Source organism: Pseudomonas sp. GW822-FHT03F04, assembly GCF_058801405.1.
On record NZ_JBXANF010000019.1, the window covers coordinates 1 to 15,974 of the forward strand.

At 55.8% G+C, this 15,974-nt stretch carries 13 protein-coding genes and 1 tRNA gene; all 14 read left to right on the forward strand.

Translation table 11 applies throughout. The features are described 5' to 3' along the window. A partial coding sequence (locus tag AC1RMX_RS29490; RefSeq protein ID WP_223268883.1) for an EF-Tu C-terminal domain-related protein occupies positions 1-77 on the forward strand: 77 nt, incomplete at its 5' end. 53 nt (positions 78-130) lie between these two features. After that, positions 131-206: transfer RNA gene (locus AC1RMX_RS29495), tRNA-Trp, on the forward strand. A gap of 45 nt (positions 207-251) precedes the next feature. Continuing rightward, positions 252-620, forward strand: a complete 369-nt coding sequence (gene secE / locus AC1RMX_RS29500; RefSeq protein WP_011063783.1) for a preprotein translocase subunit SecE — start codon at positions 252-254, stop codon at positions 618-620. 9 nt (positions 621-629) lie between these two features. Beyond that, positions 630-1,163, forward strand: a complete 534-nt coding sequence (gene nusG / locus AC1RMX_RS29505; RefSeq protein WP_007957598.1) for a transcription termination/antitermination protein NusG — start codon at positions 630-632, stop codon at positions 1,161-1,163. Between the two features lie 117 nt (positions 1,164-1,280). After that, on the forward strand, positions 1,281-1,712 hold the full coding sequence (gene rplK, locus AC1RMX_RS29510; protein WP_003228756.1) for a 50S ribosomal protein L11: 432 nt from the start codon (positions 1,281-1,283) through the stop codon (positions 1,710-1,712). Then, a complete protein-coding gene (gene rplA, locus AC1RMX_RS29515) occupies positions 1,712-2,407 on the forward strand; it encodes a 50S ribosomal protein L1 (RefSeq protein ID WP_003186095.1) in 696 nt (231 codons plus the stop codon). The genes rplK and rplA overlap by 1 nt, the downstream gene beginning before the upstream one ends. 197 nt (positions 2,408-2,604) lie before the next feature. After that, positions 2,605-3,105 (forward strand): 50S ribosomal protein L10, encoded by a 501-nt coding sequence (gene rplJ, locus AC1RMX_RS29520; protein WP_085613345.1) that lies wholly within the window; start codon positions 2,605-2,607, stop codon positions 3,103-3,105. A 74-nt stretch (positions 3,106-3,179) separates the two neighbouring features. Then, positions 3,180-3,545, forward strand: coding sequence for a 50S ribosomal protein L7/L12 (gene rplL / locus AC1RMX_RS29525; RefSeq protein ID WP_007962228.1), 366 nt, complete (start codon positions 3,180-3,182; stop codon positions 3,543-3,545). 220 nt (positions 3,546-3,765) lie between these two features. Then, on the forward strand, positions 3,766-7,839 hold the full coding sequence (gene rpoB / locus AC1RMX_RS29530) for a DNA-directed RNA polymerase subunit beta (protein ID WP_096823077.1): 4,074 nt from the start codon (positions 3,766-3,768) through the stop codon (positions 7,837-7,839). A 63-nt stretch (positions 7,840-7,902) separates the two neighbouring features. After that, positions 7,903-12,102 (forward strand): DNA-directed RNA polymerase subunit beta', encoded by a 4,200-nt coding sequence (gene rpoC, locus AC1RMX_RS29535; protein ID WP_096823078.1) that lies wholly within the window; start codon positions 7,903-7,905, stop codon positions 12,100-12,102. 215 nt (positions 12,103-12,317) lie between these two features. Then, a complete protein-coding gene (rpsL, locus tag AC1RMX_RS29540; protein ID WP_003186084.1) occupies positions 12,318-12,689 on the forward strand; it encodes a 30S ribosomal protein S12 in 372 nt (123 codons plus the stop codon). Between the two features lie 108 nt (positions 12,690-12,797). Then, positions 12,798-13,271 carry a 30S ribosomal protein S7 gene (rpsG, locus tag AC1RMX_RS29545; RefSeq protein WP_007916467.1) on the forward strand — a complete coding sequence of 158 codons (474 nt, stop codon included), beginning with the start codon at positions 12,798-12,800 and terminating at the stop codon, positions 13,269-13,271. Positions 13,272-13,301: 30 nt separating this feature from the next. Continuing rightward, positions 13,302-15,407 carry an elongation factor G gene (gene fusA / locus AC1RMX_RS29550; protein ID WP_096823079.1) on the forward strand — a complete coding sequence of 702 codons (2,106 nt, stop codon included), beginning with the start codon at positions 13,302-13,304 and terminating at the stop codon, positions 15,405-15,407. Between the two features lie 31 nt (positions 15,408-15,438). Continuing rightward, a partial coding sequence (locus AC1RMX_RS29555; RefSeq protein WP_493073868.1) for a GTP-binding protein occupies positions 15,439-15,974 on the forward strand: 536 nt, incomplete at its 3' end.

The following is a 15,974-nucleotide window of genomic DNA, read 5'->3' on the forward strand; positions in this document are numbered from 1 at the left end:
AAGACGGTCTGCGTTTCGCTATCCGTGAAGGCGGTCGTACCGTCGGCGCTGGCGTCGTAGCCAAAATCATCGAGTAAGTAGTTGTAATGTATTTTTCAGGCCGGCATAATGGTCGGCCTGATTTTGTTTTAGGTCAGTAGCTCAATTGGCAGAGCGACGGTCTCCAAAACCGTAGGTTGGGGGTTCGATTCCCTCCTGACCTGCCAGATTCACTCGGTGTGTCTGGCTTTCTTTTCACAGGATCTTCATAGATGACTCCTAAGGCTGAAGCTCAAGGCTCTCGCTTCGATCTGCTTAAGTGGCTTGTAGTGGTCGCTTTGGTGATTGTTGGCGTTGTAGGCAATCAGTATTACTCTGCTTCGCCGATCCTGTACCGTGTACTCGCATTGCTTGTCATTGCTGCTGTAGCTGCCTTTGTAGGCCTGCAGACTGCCAAGGGCAAGTCTTTCTTTGTACTGGTTAAGGAAGCTCGCACCGAGATTCGTAAAGTCGTATGGCCAACTCGCCAAGAAACCACGCAGACCACGTTGATTGTTGTGGCTGTTGTTCTGGTTATGGCGTTGCTGTTGTGGGGGCTTGATTCCCTGCTCGGTTGGCTTGTTTCCTTGATTGTCGGCTAAGGGTGTCCCGTGGCTAAGCGTTGGTACGTTGTGCATGCTTACTCGGGTTACGAGAAGCATGTAATGCGCTCGCTGATCGAGCGTGTAAAGCTGGCTGGCATGGAAGATGGCTTCGGCGAAATTCTGGTTCCCACTGAAGAAGTGGTTGAAATGCGTAATGGCCAGAAACGCAAAAGCGAACGTAAGTTCTTCCCTGGCTATGTGCTGGTCCAGATGGATATGAATGAGGGTACTTGGCACTTGGTCAAGGATACTCCTCGGGTGATGGGTTTTATCGGCGGTACTGCTGATAAGCCTGCACCGATCACTGATAAAGAAGCAGAGGCGATTCTGCGTCGCGTTGCTGACGGTAGCGACAAGCCGAAGCCGAAAACGTTGTTCGAGCCAGGCGAAACCGTTCGTGTCAATGACGGTCCTTTTGCCGACTTTAACGGTGTTGTTGAAGAAGTTAACTACGAAAAGAGCCGGATCCAAGTGGCAGTGCTCATTTTCGGTCGCTCTACTCCGGTGGAGCTGGAGTTCAGTCAGGTCGAAAAGGTCTAACTGGACAAGCATCCCAACCCCGCAGCCCTAGGCTGTGGGGTTTTGTCGTCACTGGGATAAACGCGCAAGTAACCGGGGAGCCTTTCGAGGCGATCGAACCCGTAATTGGAGTGCCTCATGGCCAAGAAGATTACCGCTTACATCAAGCTGCAAGTGAAGGCCGCTCAGGCTAACCCAAGTCCACCTGTTGGTCCTGCTCTGGGTCAGCACGGCGTGAACATCATGGAATTCTGCAAAGCTTTCAACGCCCGTACCCAGGGCCTGGAAGCTGGTCTGCCGACTCCAGTGATCATCACTGTCTACAGCGACCGTAGCTTCACTTTCGAAACCAAATCCACCCCTGCTTCGGTTCTGCTGAAGAAGGCGGCCGGTCTGACCAGCGGTTCCGCTCGTCCGAACACCGTTAAGGTTGGCACTGTTACCCGTGCTCAGCTGGAAGAAATCGCGAAAACCAAAAACGCGGATCTGACTGCAGCTGATATGGATGCAGCCGTGCGTACTATCGCCGGTTCTGCTCGTAGCATGGGCCTTAACGTGGAGGGTGTGTAATGGCTAAGCTGACCAAGCGTCAAAAGGCTATCGCCGGCAAAATCGAAGCAGGCAAGGCCTACAACTTTGTAGACGCCGCTGCACTGCTGGCCGAGCTGTCGACTGTCAAGTTCAGCGAGTCGTTTGACGTTGCTGTAAACCTGGGCGTAGACCCGCGTAAATCCGACCAGGTCGTTCGTAGCGCTACTGTGCTGCCACACGGCACTGGCAAGACCGTTCGCGTTGCTGTGTTCACCCAGGGTCCAGCTGCTGAAGCCGCTCTGGCTGCCGGCGCTGACCGTGTAGGTATGGACGACCTGGCTGCCGAAATGAAAGGCGGCGACCTGAACTATGACGTAGTGATCGCATCCCCGGATGCCATGCGCGTTGTAGGTCAACTGGGTCAGATCCTCGGTCCACGTGGCCTGATGCCTAACCCGAAAGTCGGCACCGTAACTCCAGACGTAGCCACCGCGGTTAAAAACGCCAAGGCTGGTCAGGTTCGTTATCGCACCGACAAAAACGGCATCATCCACACTTCCGTTGGCAAGATCGGCTTCGATGCCGTCAAGCTGAAGGAAAACGTTGAAGCCCTGATCGCTGATCTGAAGCGTATCAAGCCAGCTTCCTCGAAAGGTATCTACGTCAAGCGCGTTACCCTGAGCACCACTATGGGCCCAGGTCTGGTTATCGACCAGAGCTCGCTGGACGCGTAAGACAAAATTGGCACGAGTTATCGTGCCAATCGAAAGATTGGGGTCCCTGCCTGGCGGGGGCTATCCAAGACCGTAGGCGGCGCAAGTCTTAAACCTCAAGCCTACGCAGATGGTGCTCCCGGTTCCTTACCGAATCAGACACCAAAACGACATTCGGTTTCGATCGAGTGAAACGGTAACAAGCAGGAGTTAAACCCGTGGCAATTAATCTCGAAGACAAGAAGGCCATCGTCGCTGAAGTCAACGAGGCTGCCAAAGTCGCTCTGTCCGCTGTCGTGGTTGATGCCCGTGGCGTAACAGTAGGCGCAATGACCGGACTCCGTAAAGAGGCTCGTGAAGCTGGCGTTTACGTACGTGTTGTACGTAACACCCTGCTCAAGCGCGCTGTTGCTGACACTCAATACAGTGTCCTCAACGACGTGTTCACCGGCCCGACCCTGATCGCATTCTCGAACGAACATCCGGGCGCTGCTGCTCGTATTTTCAAAGAGTTTTCGAAGGGTCAGGACAAGTTCGAGATCAAGGCAGCTGCGTTCGAGGGCAAGTTCCTCGCAGCTAATCAGATCGACGTTCTGGCAACTCTGCCGACCCGTGACGAAGCAATTTCCCAGCTGATGAGCGTGATTCAAGGCGCTACCAGCAAATTGGCTCGTACTCTGGCGGCAATTCGCGACCAGAAAGAAGCTGCTGCAGCCTAAGGCTCGTCAGCTTCTCGCGTTTTTTGTTTATTTCGATGGTCGCGTAGGCCGTCCCCCAATTCAGGAATTGAGTCATGTCTCTGACTAACGAACAAATCATCGAAGCAATCGGCCAGAAATCCGTAGTGGAAATCGTTGAGCTGATCAAAGCGATGGAAGAAACCTTCGGTGTTACCGCTGCTGCTGCTTCGGCTGGCCCAGCTGTAGCTGCTGCTGCTGTTGAAGAGCAAACCGAGTTCAACGTTGTTCTGCTGGAAGCTGGCGAGAAGAAGGTTAACGTGATCAAGGCAGTTCGCGAACTGACCGGTCTGGGCCTGAAAGAAGCCAAAGAGAAAGTAGACGGCGCTCCTCAGGTTGTAGCTGAAGGCGTTTCGAAAGAAGCTGCTGAAGACGCCAAGAAGAAGCTGGAAGAAGCAGGCGCTAAAGTCGAGCTGAAATAAGTATCGACTTTGCTCCTCCAGCCCGAGCGTCAAGCGACAGGCTGATGGCTGGTGGCTCTTGCCACCGGCCTTTTTCCGTTATTGGCAGCCGACTGGGTCGGTGCTGATAACGAGCTGTAACCACCCGATGCGGTGGCGCAAACCATGGGGTTTGCACGATTTTCTGGCTGCTCCCGTCGGGAGGGGCCAAACAAGCAGGTGACCAAGCTGGGGAACGCTGATGGCTTACTCATATACTGAGAAAAAACGTATCCGCAAGGACTTTAGCAAGTTGCCGGACGTCATGGATGTGCCTTACCTCCTGGCCATCCAGCTGGATTCGTATCGTGAATTCTTGCAAGCGGGAGCGACTAAAGATCAGTTCCGCGACGTGGGCCTGCATGCGGCCTTCAAATCCGTTTTCCCGATCATCAGCTACTCCGGCAATGCTGCGCTGGAGTACGTCGGTTATCGCCTGGGCGAACCGGCATTTGATGTCAAAGAATGCGTATTGCGCGGTGTAACTTTCGCCGTACCTTTGCGGGTAAAAGTGCGCCTGATCATTTTCGACAAAGAGTCGTCGAACAAAGCGATCAAGGACATCAAAGAGCAAGAAGTCTACATGGGTGAAATCCCCCTGATGACTGAGAACGGTACCTTCGTAATCAACGGTACCGAGCGTGTAATCGTTTCCCAGTTGCACCGCTCCCCGGGCGTGTTCTTCGACCACGACCGTGGCAAGACGCACAGCTCCGGCAAACTGCTGTACTCCGCGCGTATCATTCCTTACCGCGGTTCGTGGCTGGACTTCGAGTTCGACCCGAAGGACTGCGTATTCGTACGTATCGACCGTCGTCGCAAGCTGCCGGCCTCGGTTCTGCTGCGCGCGCTCGGCTATACCACCGAAGAAGTGTTGGACGCGTTCTACACCACCAACGTATTCCACGTTAAGGGCGAGACCCTGAGCCTGGAGCTGGTGCCTCAGCGCCTGCGCGGTGAAGTTGCTGTCCTCGATATCCAGGATGACAAAGGCAAGGTAATTGTCGAGCAGGGTCGTCGTATCACTGCCCGTCACATCAACCAGCTGGAAAAAGCCGGGATCAAAGAGCTGGACGTGCCTCTGGACTACGTCCTGGGTCGCACCACCGCCAAGGTCATCGTGCATCCGGCTACCGGCGAAATCCTGGCAGAGTGCAACACCGAGCTGTCGACTGAAGTCCTGGCGAAAATCGCCAAGGCCGGCGTCGTTCGCATCGAAACGCTGTACACCAACGACATCGACTGTGGTCCGTTCGTCTCCGACACTCTGAAGATCGACTCCACCAGCAACCAATTGGAAGCGCTGGTCGAAATCTATCGCATGATGCGTCCAGGCGAGCCGCCAACCAAAGACGCTGCCGAAACCCTGTTCAACAACCTGTTCTTCAGCCCTGAGCGTTATGACCTGTCTGCGGTCGGCCGGATGAAGTTCAACCGTCGTATCGGTCGTACCGAGATCGAAGGTTCGGGCGTGCTGTGCAAGGAAGACATCGTCGCGGTACTGAAGACTCTGGTCGACATCCGTAACGGTAAAGGCATCGTCGACGACATCGACCACCTGGGTAACCGTCGTGTTCGCTGCGTAGGCGAAATGGCCGAGAACCAGTTCCGCGTTGGCCTGGTACGTGTTGAGCGTGCGGTCAAAGAGCGTCTGTCGATGGCCGAAAGCGAAGGCCTGATGCCGCAAGACCTGATCAACGCCAAGCCTGTGGCTGCGGCGGTGAAGGAGTTCTTCGGTTCCAGCCAGCTCTCGCAGTTCATGGACCAGAACAACCCGCTGTCCGAGATTACCCACAAGCGTCGTGTTTCTGCACTCGGCCCTGGCGGTCTGACTCGTGAGCGCGCGGGCTTCGAAGTTCGTGACGTACACCCGACTCACTACGGTCGTGTCTGCCCGATTGAAACGCCGGAAGGTCCGAACATCGGTCTGATCAACTCCCTGGCTGCTTACGCTCGCACCAACCAGTACGGCTTCCTCGAGAGCCCGTACCGTGTGGTGAAAGAGGGTGTGGTTACCGACGAGATCGTGTTCCTGTCCGCTATTGAAGAAGCCGATCACGTGATCGCGCAGGCTTCGGCGACCATGAACGACCAGAAAGTCCTGATCGACGAACTGGTAGCCGTACGTCACCTGAACGAATTCACCGTCAAGGCGCCTGAAGAAGTCACCTTGATGGACGTTTCGCCGAAGCAGGTAGTTTCGGTTGCAGCGTCGCTGATTCCGTTCCTCGAGCACGACGACGCCAACCGCGCGTTGATGGGTTCGAACATGCAGCGTCAAGCTGTACCAACCCTGCGCGCTGACAAGCCGCTGGTAGGTACCGGCATGGAGCGTAACGTGGCTCGCGACTCCGGCGTTTGCGTCGTGGCTCGTCGTGGCGGCGTGATCGACTCCGTTGATGCCAGCCGTATCGTGGTTCGCGTTGCCGATGACGAAGTTGAAACCGGCGAAGCTGGTGTCGACATCTACAACCTGACCAAGTACACCCGCTCGAACCAGAACACCTGCATCAACCAGCGTCCGCTGGTGAGCAAAGGTGATCGCGTTCAACGTAGCGACATCATGGCCGACGGCCCGTCCACCGATATGGGTGAACTGGCACTGGGTCAGAACATGCGCATCGCGTTCATGGCATGGAACGGCTTCAACTTCGAAGACTCCATCTGCCTGTCCGAGCGTGTGGTTCAGGAAGACCGCTTCACCACGATCCACATCCAGGAACTGACCTGCGTGGCTCGTGACACCAAGCTTGGCCCAGAGGAAATCACTGCGGACATCCCGAACGTGGGTGAAGCTGCACTGAACAAACTGGACGAAGCCGGTATCGTTTACGTAGGTGCTGAAGTTGGCGCAGGCGACATCCTGGTAGGTAAGGTCACTCCGAAAGGCGAGACCCAACTGACTCCGGAAGAAAAACTGCTGCGTGCGATCTTCGGTGAAAAAGCCAGCGACGTTAAAGACACTTCCCTGCGTGTACCTACCGGTACCAAAGGTACTGTCATCGACGTGCAGGTCTTCACTCGTGACGGCGTTGAGCGTGATGCTCGTGCCCTGTCGATCGAGAAGACCCAGCTGGACGAGATCCGCAAGGATCTGAACGAAGAGTTCCGCATCGTTGAAGGCGCGACCTTCGAACGTCTGCGTTCCGCTCTGGTAGGCCACAAGGCTGAAGGCGGCGCGGGCCTGAAGAAAGGTCAGGACATCACCGACGAAGTACTCGACGGTCTTGAGCATGGTCAGTGGTTCAAACTGCGCATGGCTGAAGATGCTCTGAACGAGCAGCTCGAGAAGGCTCAGGCCTACATCGTTGATCGTCGCCGTCTGCTGGACGACAAGTTCGAAGACAAGAAGCGCAAACTGCAGCAGGGCGATGACCTGGCTCCAGGCGTGCTGAAGATCGTCAAGGTTTACCTGGCAATCCGTCGTCGCATCCAGCCGGGCGACAAGATGGCCGGTCGTCACGGTAACAAGGGTGTGGTCTCCGTGATCATGCCGGTTGAAGACATGCCGCACGATGCCAATGGCACCCCGGTCGACGTGGTCCTCAACCCGCTGGGCGTACCTTCGCGTATGAACGTTGGTCAGATCCTTGAAACCCACCTGGGCCTCGCGGCCAAAGGTCTGGGCGAGAAGATCAACCGGATGGTCGAAGAGCAGCGTAAAGTCGCTGAACTGCGTACCTTCCTGGACGAGATCTACAACCAGATCGGCGGTCGTAACGAAGATCTGGACAGCTTCTCCGATCAGGAAATCCTGGATCTGGCGAAGAACCTGCGTGGCGGTGTTCCAATGGCCACTCCAGTGTTCGACGGTGCCAAGGAAAGCGAAATCAAGGCCATGCTGAAACTGGCGGACCTGCCAGAAAGCGGCCAGATGCAGCTGACCGACGGCCGTACCGGCAACAAGTTCGAGCGTCCAGTTACCGTTGGCTACATGTACATGCTGAAGCTGAACCACTTGGTAGACGACAAGATGCACGCGCGTTCTACCGGTTCGTACAGCCTGGTTACCCAGCAGCCGCTGGGTGGTAAGGCTCAGTTCGGTGGTCAGCGTTTCGGGGAGATGGAGGTCTGGGCACTGGAAGCATACGGTGCTGCTTACACTCTGCAAGAAATGCTCACAGTGAAGTCGGACGATGTGAACGGCCGGACCAAGATGTACAAAAACATCGTGGACGGCGATCACCGTATGGAGCCGGGCATGCCCGAGTCCTTCAACGTGTTGATCAAGGAAATTCGTTCCCTCGGCATCGATATCGATCTGGAAACCGAATAACACGTGACGCGATCGAGAGCGGGGCAGGATTGCCCGCTCTCTGCTCCGCCAGGAGGAAAGGCCTTGAAAGACCTACTGAATTTGCTGAAAAACCAGGGTCAAGTCGAAGAGTTCGACGCCATCCGTATCGGATTGGCCTCGCCTGAGATGATCCGCTCGTGGTCGTTCGGTGAAGTTAAAAAGCCGGAAACCATCAACTACCGTACGTTCAAACCCGAGCGTGACGGTCTGTTCTGCGCCAAGATCTTTGGCCCGGTAAAGGATTACGAGTGCCTGTGCGGTAAGTACAAGCGCTTGAAGCACCGTGGTGTGATCTGCGAGAAGTGCGGCGTTGAAGTTGCACTGGCCAAGGTTCGTCGTGAGCGCATGGCGCACATCGAACTGGCTTCGCCGGTTGCCCACATCTGGTTCCTGAAATCGCTGCCGTCCCGTATCGGCCTGCTGATGGACATGACCCTGCGTGATATCGAACGCGTTCTCTACTTCGAGAGCTATGTCGTTATCGACCCGGGCATGACCACTCTTGAAAAAGGTCAGCTGCTGAACGACGAGCAGTACTTCGAAGCGCTGGAAGAGTTCGGTGATGACTTCGACGCCCGCATGGGTGCTGAAGCTGTCCGTGAACTGCTGCACGCCATCGATCTGGAACACGAGATTGGCCGTCTGCGTGAAGAAATTCCGCAAACCAACTCCGAAACCAAGATCAAGAAGCTGTCCAAGCGTCTGAAGTTGATGGAAGCCTTCCAGGGTTCCGGCAACCTGCCAGAGTGGATGGTGCTGACCGTTCTGCCGGTTCTGCCGCCAGATCTGCGTCCACTGGTTCCGCTGGATGGCGGTCGTTTCGCGACTTCCGACCTCAACGATCTGTATCGTCGAGTGATCAACCGTAACAACCGTTTGAAGCGCCTGCTGGATCTGTCCGCTCCGGACATCATCGTGCGCAACGAAAAGCGTATGTTGCAGGAAGCTGTCGACGCACTGCTCGACAACGGTCGTCGTGGCCGCGCTATCACAGGTTCGAACAAGCGTCCTCTGAAATCCCTGGCTGACATGATCAAGGGTAAGCAAGGTCGTTTCCGTCAGAACTTGCTCGGTAAGCGTGTTGACTACTCCGGCCGTTCGGTAATTACCGTAGGCCCGACCCTGCGTCTGCATCAGTGCGGTCTGCCGAAGAAGATGGCTCTCGAGCTGTTCAAACCGTTCATTTTCGGCAAGCTGGAAATGCGTGGTCTGGCGACCACCATCAAAGCGGCCAAGAAAATGGTCGAGCGCGAGCTGCCGGAAGTTTGGGACGTTCTCGCTGAAGTGATTCGCGAACACCCGGTTCTTCTCAACCGTGCACCGACCCTTCACCGTCTGGGTATCCAGGCGTTTGAACCGGTACTGATCGAAGGTAAGGCTATCCAGCTGCACCCGCTGGTCTGCGCCGCGTACAACGCCGACTTCGACGGCGACCAAATGGCCGTGCACGTACCGCTGACGCTGGAAGCCCAGCTGGAAGCGCGTGCGTTGATGATGTCGACCAACAACATTCTGTCGCCAGCCAACGGTGAGCCAATCATCGTTCCGTCGCAGGACGTTGTATTGGGTCTGTACTACATGACCCGTGAAGCGATCAACGCCAAGGGCGAAGGTCGTGTGTTCGCGGATCTGCAGGAAGTTGACCGTGTGTTCCGTGCCGGCGAAGCCGCACTGCACGCCAAGATCAAGGTTCGTATCAACGAAACCGTGAACGATCGTGACGGCAACAGCGTGAGCGGTACCCGTATCGTCGACACCACTGTCGGCCGTGCGCTGCTGTTCCAGGTTGTGCCAAAAGGTCTGTCGTTCGACGTCGTCAACCTGCCGATGAAGAAAAAGGCGATCTCCAAGCTGATCAACCAGTGCTACCGCGTGGTTGGTCTGAAAGAGACCGTGATCTTCGCTGACCAGTTGATGTACACCGGTTTTGCCTACTCGACCATCTCCGGCGTTTCCATCGGTGTTAACGACTTCGTTATCCCGGATGAAAAAGCCCGCATCATCGGTGCAGCCACCGACGAAGTGAAAGAGATCGAGAGCCAGTACGCCTCCGGCCTGGTAACCCAGGGCGAGAAGTACAACAAAGTGATCGACCTTTGGTCGAAAGCGAACGACGAAGTCTCCAAGGCGATGATGGCCAACCTCTCGAAAGAGAAAGTCATCGACCGTCACGGCGTCGAAGTCGATCAAGAGTCGTTCAACTCGATGTACATGATGGCTGACTCGGGTGCGCGGGGTTCCGCAGCACAGATCCGTCAGCTGGCCGGTATGCGTGGTCTGATGGCCAAGCCGGACGGTTCCATCATTGAAACGCCGATTACTGCGAACTTCCGTGAAGGTTTGAGCGTACTTCAGTACTTCATCTCCACTCACGGTGCTCGTAAAGGTCTGGCGGATACCGCGTTGAAAACTGCGAACTCCGGTTACCTGACTCGTCGTCTGGTAGACGTTGCGCAGGATCTGGTTGTAACCGAGATCGATTGCGGCACCGAACACGGTCTGCTGATGACTCCGCACATTGAAGGCGGTGACGTTGTAGAGCCGTTGGGTGAGCGCGTATTGGGTCGTGTTATCGCCCGTGACGTATTCAAGCCGGGTACCGAGGACGTCATCGTTCCTGCTGGCACCCTGGTAGACGAGAAGTGGGTCGAGTTCATCGAGCTGAACAGCATCGACGAAGTGATCGTGCGTTCGCCGATCAGCTGCGAAACCCGCTATGGCATTTGCGCCAAGTGCTACGGCCGTGACCTGGCTCGTGGTCACCAGGTGAACATCGGTGAAGCGGTCGGCGTTATCGCTGCCCAGTCCATCGGTGAGCCGGGTACCCAGCTGACGATGCGTACGTTCCACATCGGTGGTGCGGCAAGCCGTACTTCCGCAGCCGACAGCGTTCAGGTGAAGAATGGCGGTACCGTCCGTCTGCACAACCTGAAACACGTTGAGCGTGTGGATGGCAACCTGGTTGCTGTGTCCCGTTCCGGTGAGCTGGCAATCGCTGATGACTTCGGTCGTGAGCGCGAGCGTTACAAGCTGCCGTACGGTGCTGTGATTTCGGTTAAAGAAGGTGACAAGGTCGACGCTGGCGCAATCGTGGCCAAGTGGGATCCGCACACTCACCCGATCGTTACCGAAATGAAAGGTACCGTGACCTACGTGGGCATGGAAGAAGGCATCACGATCAAGCGTCAGACTGACGAATTGACCGGTATGACCAACATTGAAGTACTCGATGCCAAAGACCGTCCGGCTGCCGGCAAGGACATCCGTCCTGCGGTGAAGATGGTCGATGACAACGGCAAGGATCTGTTGCTGCCAGGCACTGACGTTATCGCTCAGTACTTCCTGCCAGCCAACGCCCTGGTCGGTGTTGCGGACGGTGCGAAGATTGCGATCGGTGATGTTATCGCTCGTATCCCGCAAGAAACTTCGAAAACCCGTGACATCACCGGTGGTCTGCCGCGTGTTGCCGACCTGTTCGAAGCCCGTCGTCCGAAAGAAGCGTCGATTCTGGCTGAAGTCAGCGGCACCATCGCGTTCGGTAAGGAGACCAAGGGCAAGCGCCGTCTGGTCATCACTCCGAACGACGGTAGCGATCCGTATGAAGAGCTGATTCCGAAGTGGCGTCACCTGAACGTGTTCGAAGGCGAACAGGTAAACCGCGGCGAAGTTATCTCCGACGGCCCGAGCGATCCGCACGACATCCTGCGTCTGCTGGGTGTGAGCGCGCTGGCCAAGTACATCGTTAACGAGATCCAGGACGTTTACCGTCTGCAAGGCGTGAAGATCAACGACAAGCACATCGAGACCATCCTGCGTCAGATGCTGCGTAAAGTTGAGATCTCCGAGTCCGGCGATTCCAGCTTCATCAAGGGCGACCAGATGGAACTGACTCACGTACTGGTAGAGAACGAGCGTCTGAACGCGGAAGACAAATTTGTCTCCAAGTTCACCCGCGTTCTGCTGGGTATCACCAAGGCGTCGTTGTCGACCGAATCGTTCATCTCCGCGGCTTCCTTCCAGGAAACCACCCGCGTACTGACCGAAGCGGCCGTAACCGGCAAGCGCGATTACCTGCGCGGCCTGAAAGAAAACGTGGTCGTGGGTCGTCTGATCCCGGCTGGTACCGGTCTGGCCTATCACAGCGAGCGTAAACGTCGCCGTGATGCAGACAAACCGTTGCGCGTAAGCGCCAGTGAAGTGGAAGCTGCACTGACCGAAGCGCTGAACTCGAGCGGTAACTGAGTTCTGCGAAAAATGAGCTAAGGCCCTGATCGAACCGTTCATCGAATCGAGACAATTTGTCGAGGTTCGACGAGCGGGGAGGTCGGGGCCTTGCCTTGACTGGGGACAAGATCCTCTTTAGACTCTTGATCCCCTAAATTTGGCGGGAATTCGTTCCTGCCATTTTGCTTTTCTTGCAAGACAATAGCGTCGCAAGACAACAGTGGAGCTAGTAGATGGCAACTATCAACCAGCTGGTACGTCAGCCGCGTAAGCGTATCGTCGAGAAATCCGACGTACCTGCGCTGCAGAACTGCCCGCAACGTCGTGGCGTGTGCACCCGTGTGTACACCACTACGCCGAAAAAACCTAACTCGGCACTGCGTAAAGTATGCCGTGTGCGTCTGACCAACGGTTTCGAGGTTTCCTCGTACATCGGTGGTGAAGGCCACAACCTGCAAGAGCACAGCGTGGTACTGATCCGCGGCGGTCGTGTAAAAGACTTGCCAGGTGTTCGTTACCACACCGTTCGCGGCTCCCTGGATACTTCCGGTGTTAAAGGTCGTAACCAAGGTCGTTCGAAGTACGGTACCAAGCGTCCGAAGTAATCGGCCGTTTTGCAGATTTTCATTTTATTGAGTCGATAAGAGTAAGGTCGGGCGCGCATCCTCTGGATCTGTCCCGAGCTAACCTGAAGACCGTTTGAGGGCTTATCAATGCCAAGACGTCGCGTAGCAGCAAAGCGTGAGATTCTGGACGATCCGAAATACGGAAGCCAAATCCTCGCCAAATTCATGAACCACGTTATGGAAAGCGGCAAGAAAGCCGTTGCCGAGCGTATCGTTTATGGTGCCCTGGAAACCGTTGCGACCCGTAAGGCTGGCACCGATCCCCTGGAACTCTTCGAAAAAGCACTCGACGCCATCGCTCCGCTGGTCGAAGTGAAGTCGCGCCGCGTTGGTGGTGCTACTTACCAGGTTCCGGTCGAAGTTCGTCCGTCCCGTCGTAACGCTCTGGCAATGCGCTGGTTGGTAGACTTCGCCCGTAAGCGCGGCGAGAAGTCTATGGCTCTGCGCTTGGCTGGCGAGCTGCTGGATGCTGCTGAAGGTAAAGGTGCTGCTGTTAAGAAGCGTGAAGACGTGCACCGTATGGCCGAAGCTAACAAAGCTTTCTCGCACTACCGCTTCTAATTTTAGCTTCACTAATTTTGCGAGGGCTTTATGGCTCGTACTACTCCGATTAGTCGCTACCGTAACATCGGTATCGTCGCTCACGTGGATGCTGGTAAAACCACCACCACCGAGCGCGTCCTTTTTTACACTGGCAAAAGTCACAAAATGGGCGAGGTGCATGACGGCGCCGCGACCACAGACTGGATGGTTCAGGAGCAGGAGCGTGGTATTACCATTACTTCTGCTGCCATTACCGCCTTCTGGAAAGGTTCCGAGAAGCAGTACGCTCACGAGCATCGCTTCAACGTAATCGATACCCCGGGCCACGTAGACTTCACCATTGAAGTAGAACGTTCCCTGCGCGTACTCGACGGCGCTGTCGTTGTGTTCTGCGGTACTTCGGGTGTTGAGCCTCAGTCGGAAACCGTATGGCGTCAGGCCAACAAATACGGCGTTCCACGTCTTGTTTACGTAAACAAGATGGACCGTGCTGGTGCCAACTTCCTGCGCGTGATCGGTCAGATCAAACAGCGTCTGGGTCACACTCCGGTGCCGATCCAGCTGGCTATCGGTTCGGAAGACAACTTCCAGGGCCAGATCGACCTGATCAACATGCAAGCCGTTTACTGGAACGACTCTGACAAGGGTATGGTTCCGGTTCGCAAGGAAATTCCTGCGGACATGGCTGAGCTGGCTGCTGAGTGGCGCAACAACATGGTTGAGGCTGCTGCCGAAGCCAACGAAGACCTGATGAACAAGTACCTGGAAGGCGAAGAGCTGTCGATCGAAGAGATCAAGGCTGCTCTGCGTGCACGTACTATCGCCGGCGAAATCGTTCTGGCTGTTTGCGGTTCTTCCTTCAAGAACAAGGGTGTTCCCCTGGTTCTCGACGCCGTTATCGACTTCCTGCCTGCTCCGACCGACATTCCTGCTATCAAGGGTTCCAACCCTGATAACGAGGAAGAGGAAATGGAGCGTCACGCAAGCGACGACGAGCCGTTCGCGGCCCTGGCGTTCAAGATCGCTACCGACCCATTCGTGGGTACCTTGACCTTCGTCCGTGTTTACTCGGGCGTGTTGAACTCCGGCGACGGCGTGATCAACTCGGTTAAAGGCAAGAAAGAGCGCGTGGGTCGTATGGTGCAAATGCACGCAAACGCCCGTGAAGAGATCAAGGAAGTACGCGCTGGCGACATCGCGGCCCTGATCGGCATGAAGGACGTCACCACTGGTGAAACCCTCTGCAACGCTGACAAGCCAATCATCCTGGTTCGCATGGACTTCCCGGAGCCGGTTATTTCGGTTGCCGTAGAGCCTAAGACCAAGGATGACCAGGAAAAAATGGGTATCGCTCTGGGCAAGCTTGCTCAGGAAGACCCGTCTTTCCGCGTTAAAACTGATGAAGAGACTGGTCAAACGATCATCTCCGGCATGGGCGAGCTGCACCTGGACATCCTGGTTGACCGGATGCGCCGTGAGTTCAACGTCGAAGCCAACATCGGCAAGCCTCAAGTTTCGTACCGTGAGCGCATCACGAAGAACTGCGAAATCGAAGGCAAGTTCGTTCGTCAATCCGGTGGTCGTGGTCAGTTCGGTCACTGCTGGATCCGTTTTGCTCCTGCTGACGAAGGTCAGGAAGGTCTGCAATTCGTGAACGAAGTAGTAGGTGGTGTGGTTCCTAAGGAATACATCCCGGCTATCCAGAAGGGTATCGAAGAGCAGATGAAGAACGGCGTTGTTGCCGGCTATCCGCTGATCGGCCTGAAGGCTACCGTGTTCGATGGTTCTTACCACGACGTCGACTCCAACGAGATGGCGTTTAAAGTGGCTGCTTCCATGGCGACCAAGCAACTGGCCCAGAAGGGCGGTGGTGAGCTGCTTGAGCCGATCATGGCGGTAGAGGTTGTTACGCCTGAAGACTATATGGGTGATGTGATGGGCGACCTTAACCGTCGTCGCGGCATGATCCAGGGTATGGAAGACACAGTGTCCGGCAAGGTTATCCGTGCCGAGGTTCCACTGGGTGAGATGTTCGGTTATGCGACCGACGTCCGTTCCATGTCCCAGGGTCGCGCAAGCTACTCTATGGAATTCAAAAAATACGATACGGCTCCGTCGCACATCGTCGAATCCGTTACCAAAAAACAAGGCTGATTCAGCCCCTTTAGGCTAGGAGTTAATTGTCGTGGCTAAAGAAAAATTTGATCGTTCCCTACCGCACGTAAACGTTGGCACCATCGGTCACGTTGACCACGGTAAAACCACTCTGACCGCTGCTCTGACTCGCGTCTGCTCCGAAGTTTTCGGTTCGGCCGTAGTTGAATTCGACAAGATCGACAGCGCTCCAGAAGAAAAAGCTCGTGGTATCACCATCAACACCGCGCACGTTGAGTACAACTCGACTATTCGTCACTATGCTCACGTTGACTGCCCAGGTCACGCTGACTACGTGAAGAACATGATCACTGGTGCTGCCCAGATGGACGGCGCGATCCTGGTTTGCTCGGCCGCTGATGGTCCGATGCCACAAACCCGTGAGCACATCCTGCTGTCCCGTCAGGTAGGCGTTCCGTACATCGTGGTTTTCCTGAACAAGGCTGACCTGGTAGACGACGCTGAGCTGCTGGAACTGGTTGAGATGGAAGTTCGTGACCTGCTGTCGACCTACGACTTCCCAGGCGACGACACTCCGATCATCATCGGTTCGGCTCGTATGGCGCT

What these genes read in the sequence shown, in the direction of transcription:
- secE (WP_011063783.1), top strand. Translation starts at nt 252, where the DNA reads ATGACTCCTAAGGCTGAAGCTCAAGGCTCTCGCTTCGATCTGCTTAAG.
- rplK (WP_003228756.1), top strand. Translation starts at nt 1,281, where the DNA reads ATGGCCAAGAAGATTACCGCTTACATCAAGCTGCAAGTGAAGGCCGCT.
- rplA (WP_003186095.1), top strand. Translation starts at nt 1,712, where the DNA reads ATGGCTAAGCTGACCAAGCGTCAAAAGGCTATCGCCGGCAAAATCGAA.
- rplL (WP_007962228.1), top strand. Translation starts at nt 3,180, where the DNA reads ATGTCTCTGACTAACGAACAAATCATCGAAGCAATCGGCCAGAAATCC.
- rpoB (WP_096823077.1), top strand. Translation starts at nt 3,766, where the DNA reads ATGGCTTACTCATATACTGAGAAAAAACGTATCCGCAAGGACTTTAGC.
- rpsL (WP_003186084.1), top strand. Translation starts at nt 12,318, where the DNA reads ATGGCAACTATCAACCAGCTGGTACGTCAGCCGCGTAAGCGTATCGTC.
- rpsG (WP_007916467.1), top strand. Translation starts at nt 12,798, where the DNA reads ATGCCAAGACGTCGCGTAGCAGCAAAGCGTGAGATTCTGGACGATCCG.
- fusA (WP_096823079.1), top strand. Translation starts at nt 13,302, where the DNA reads ATGGCTCGTACTACTCCGATTAGTCGCTACCGTAACATCGGTATCGTC.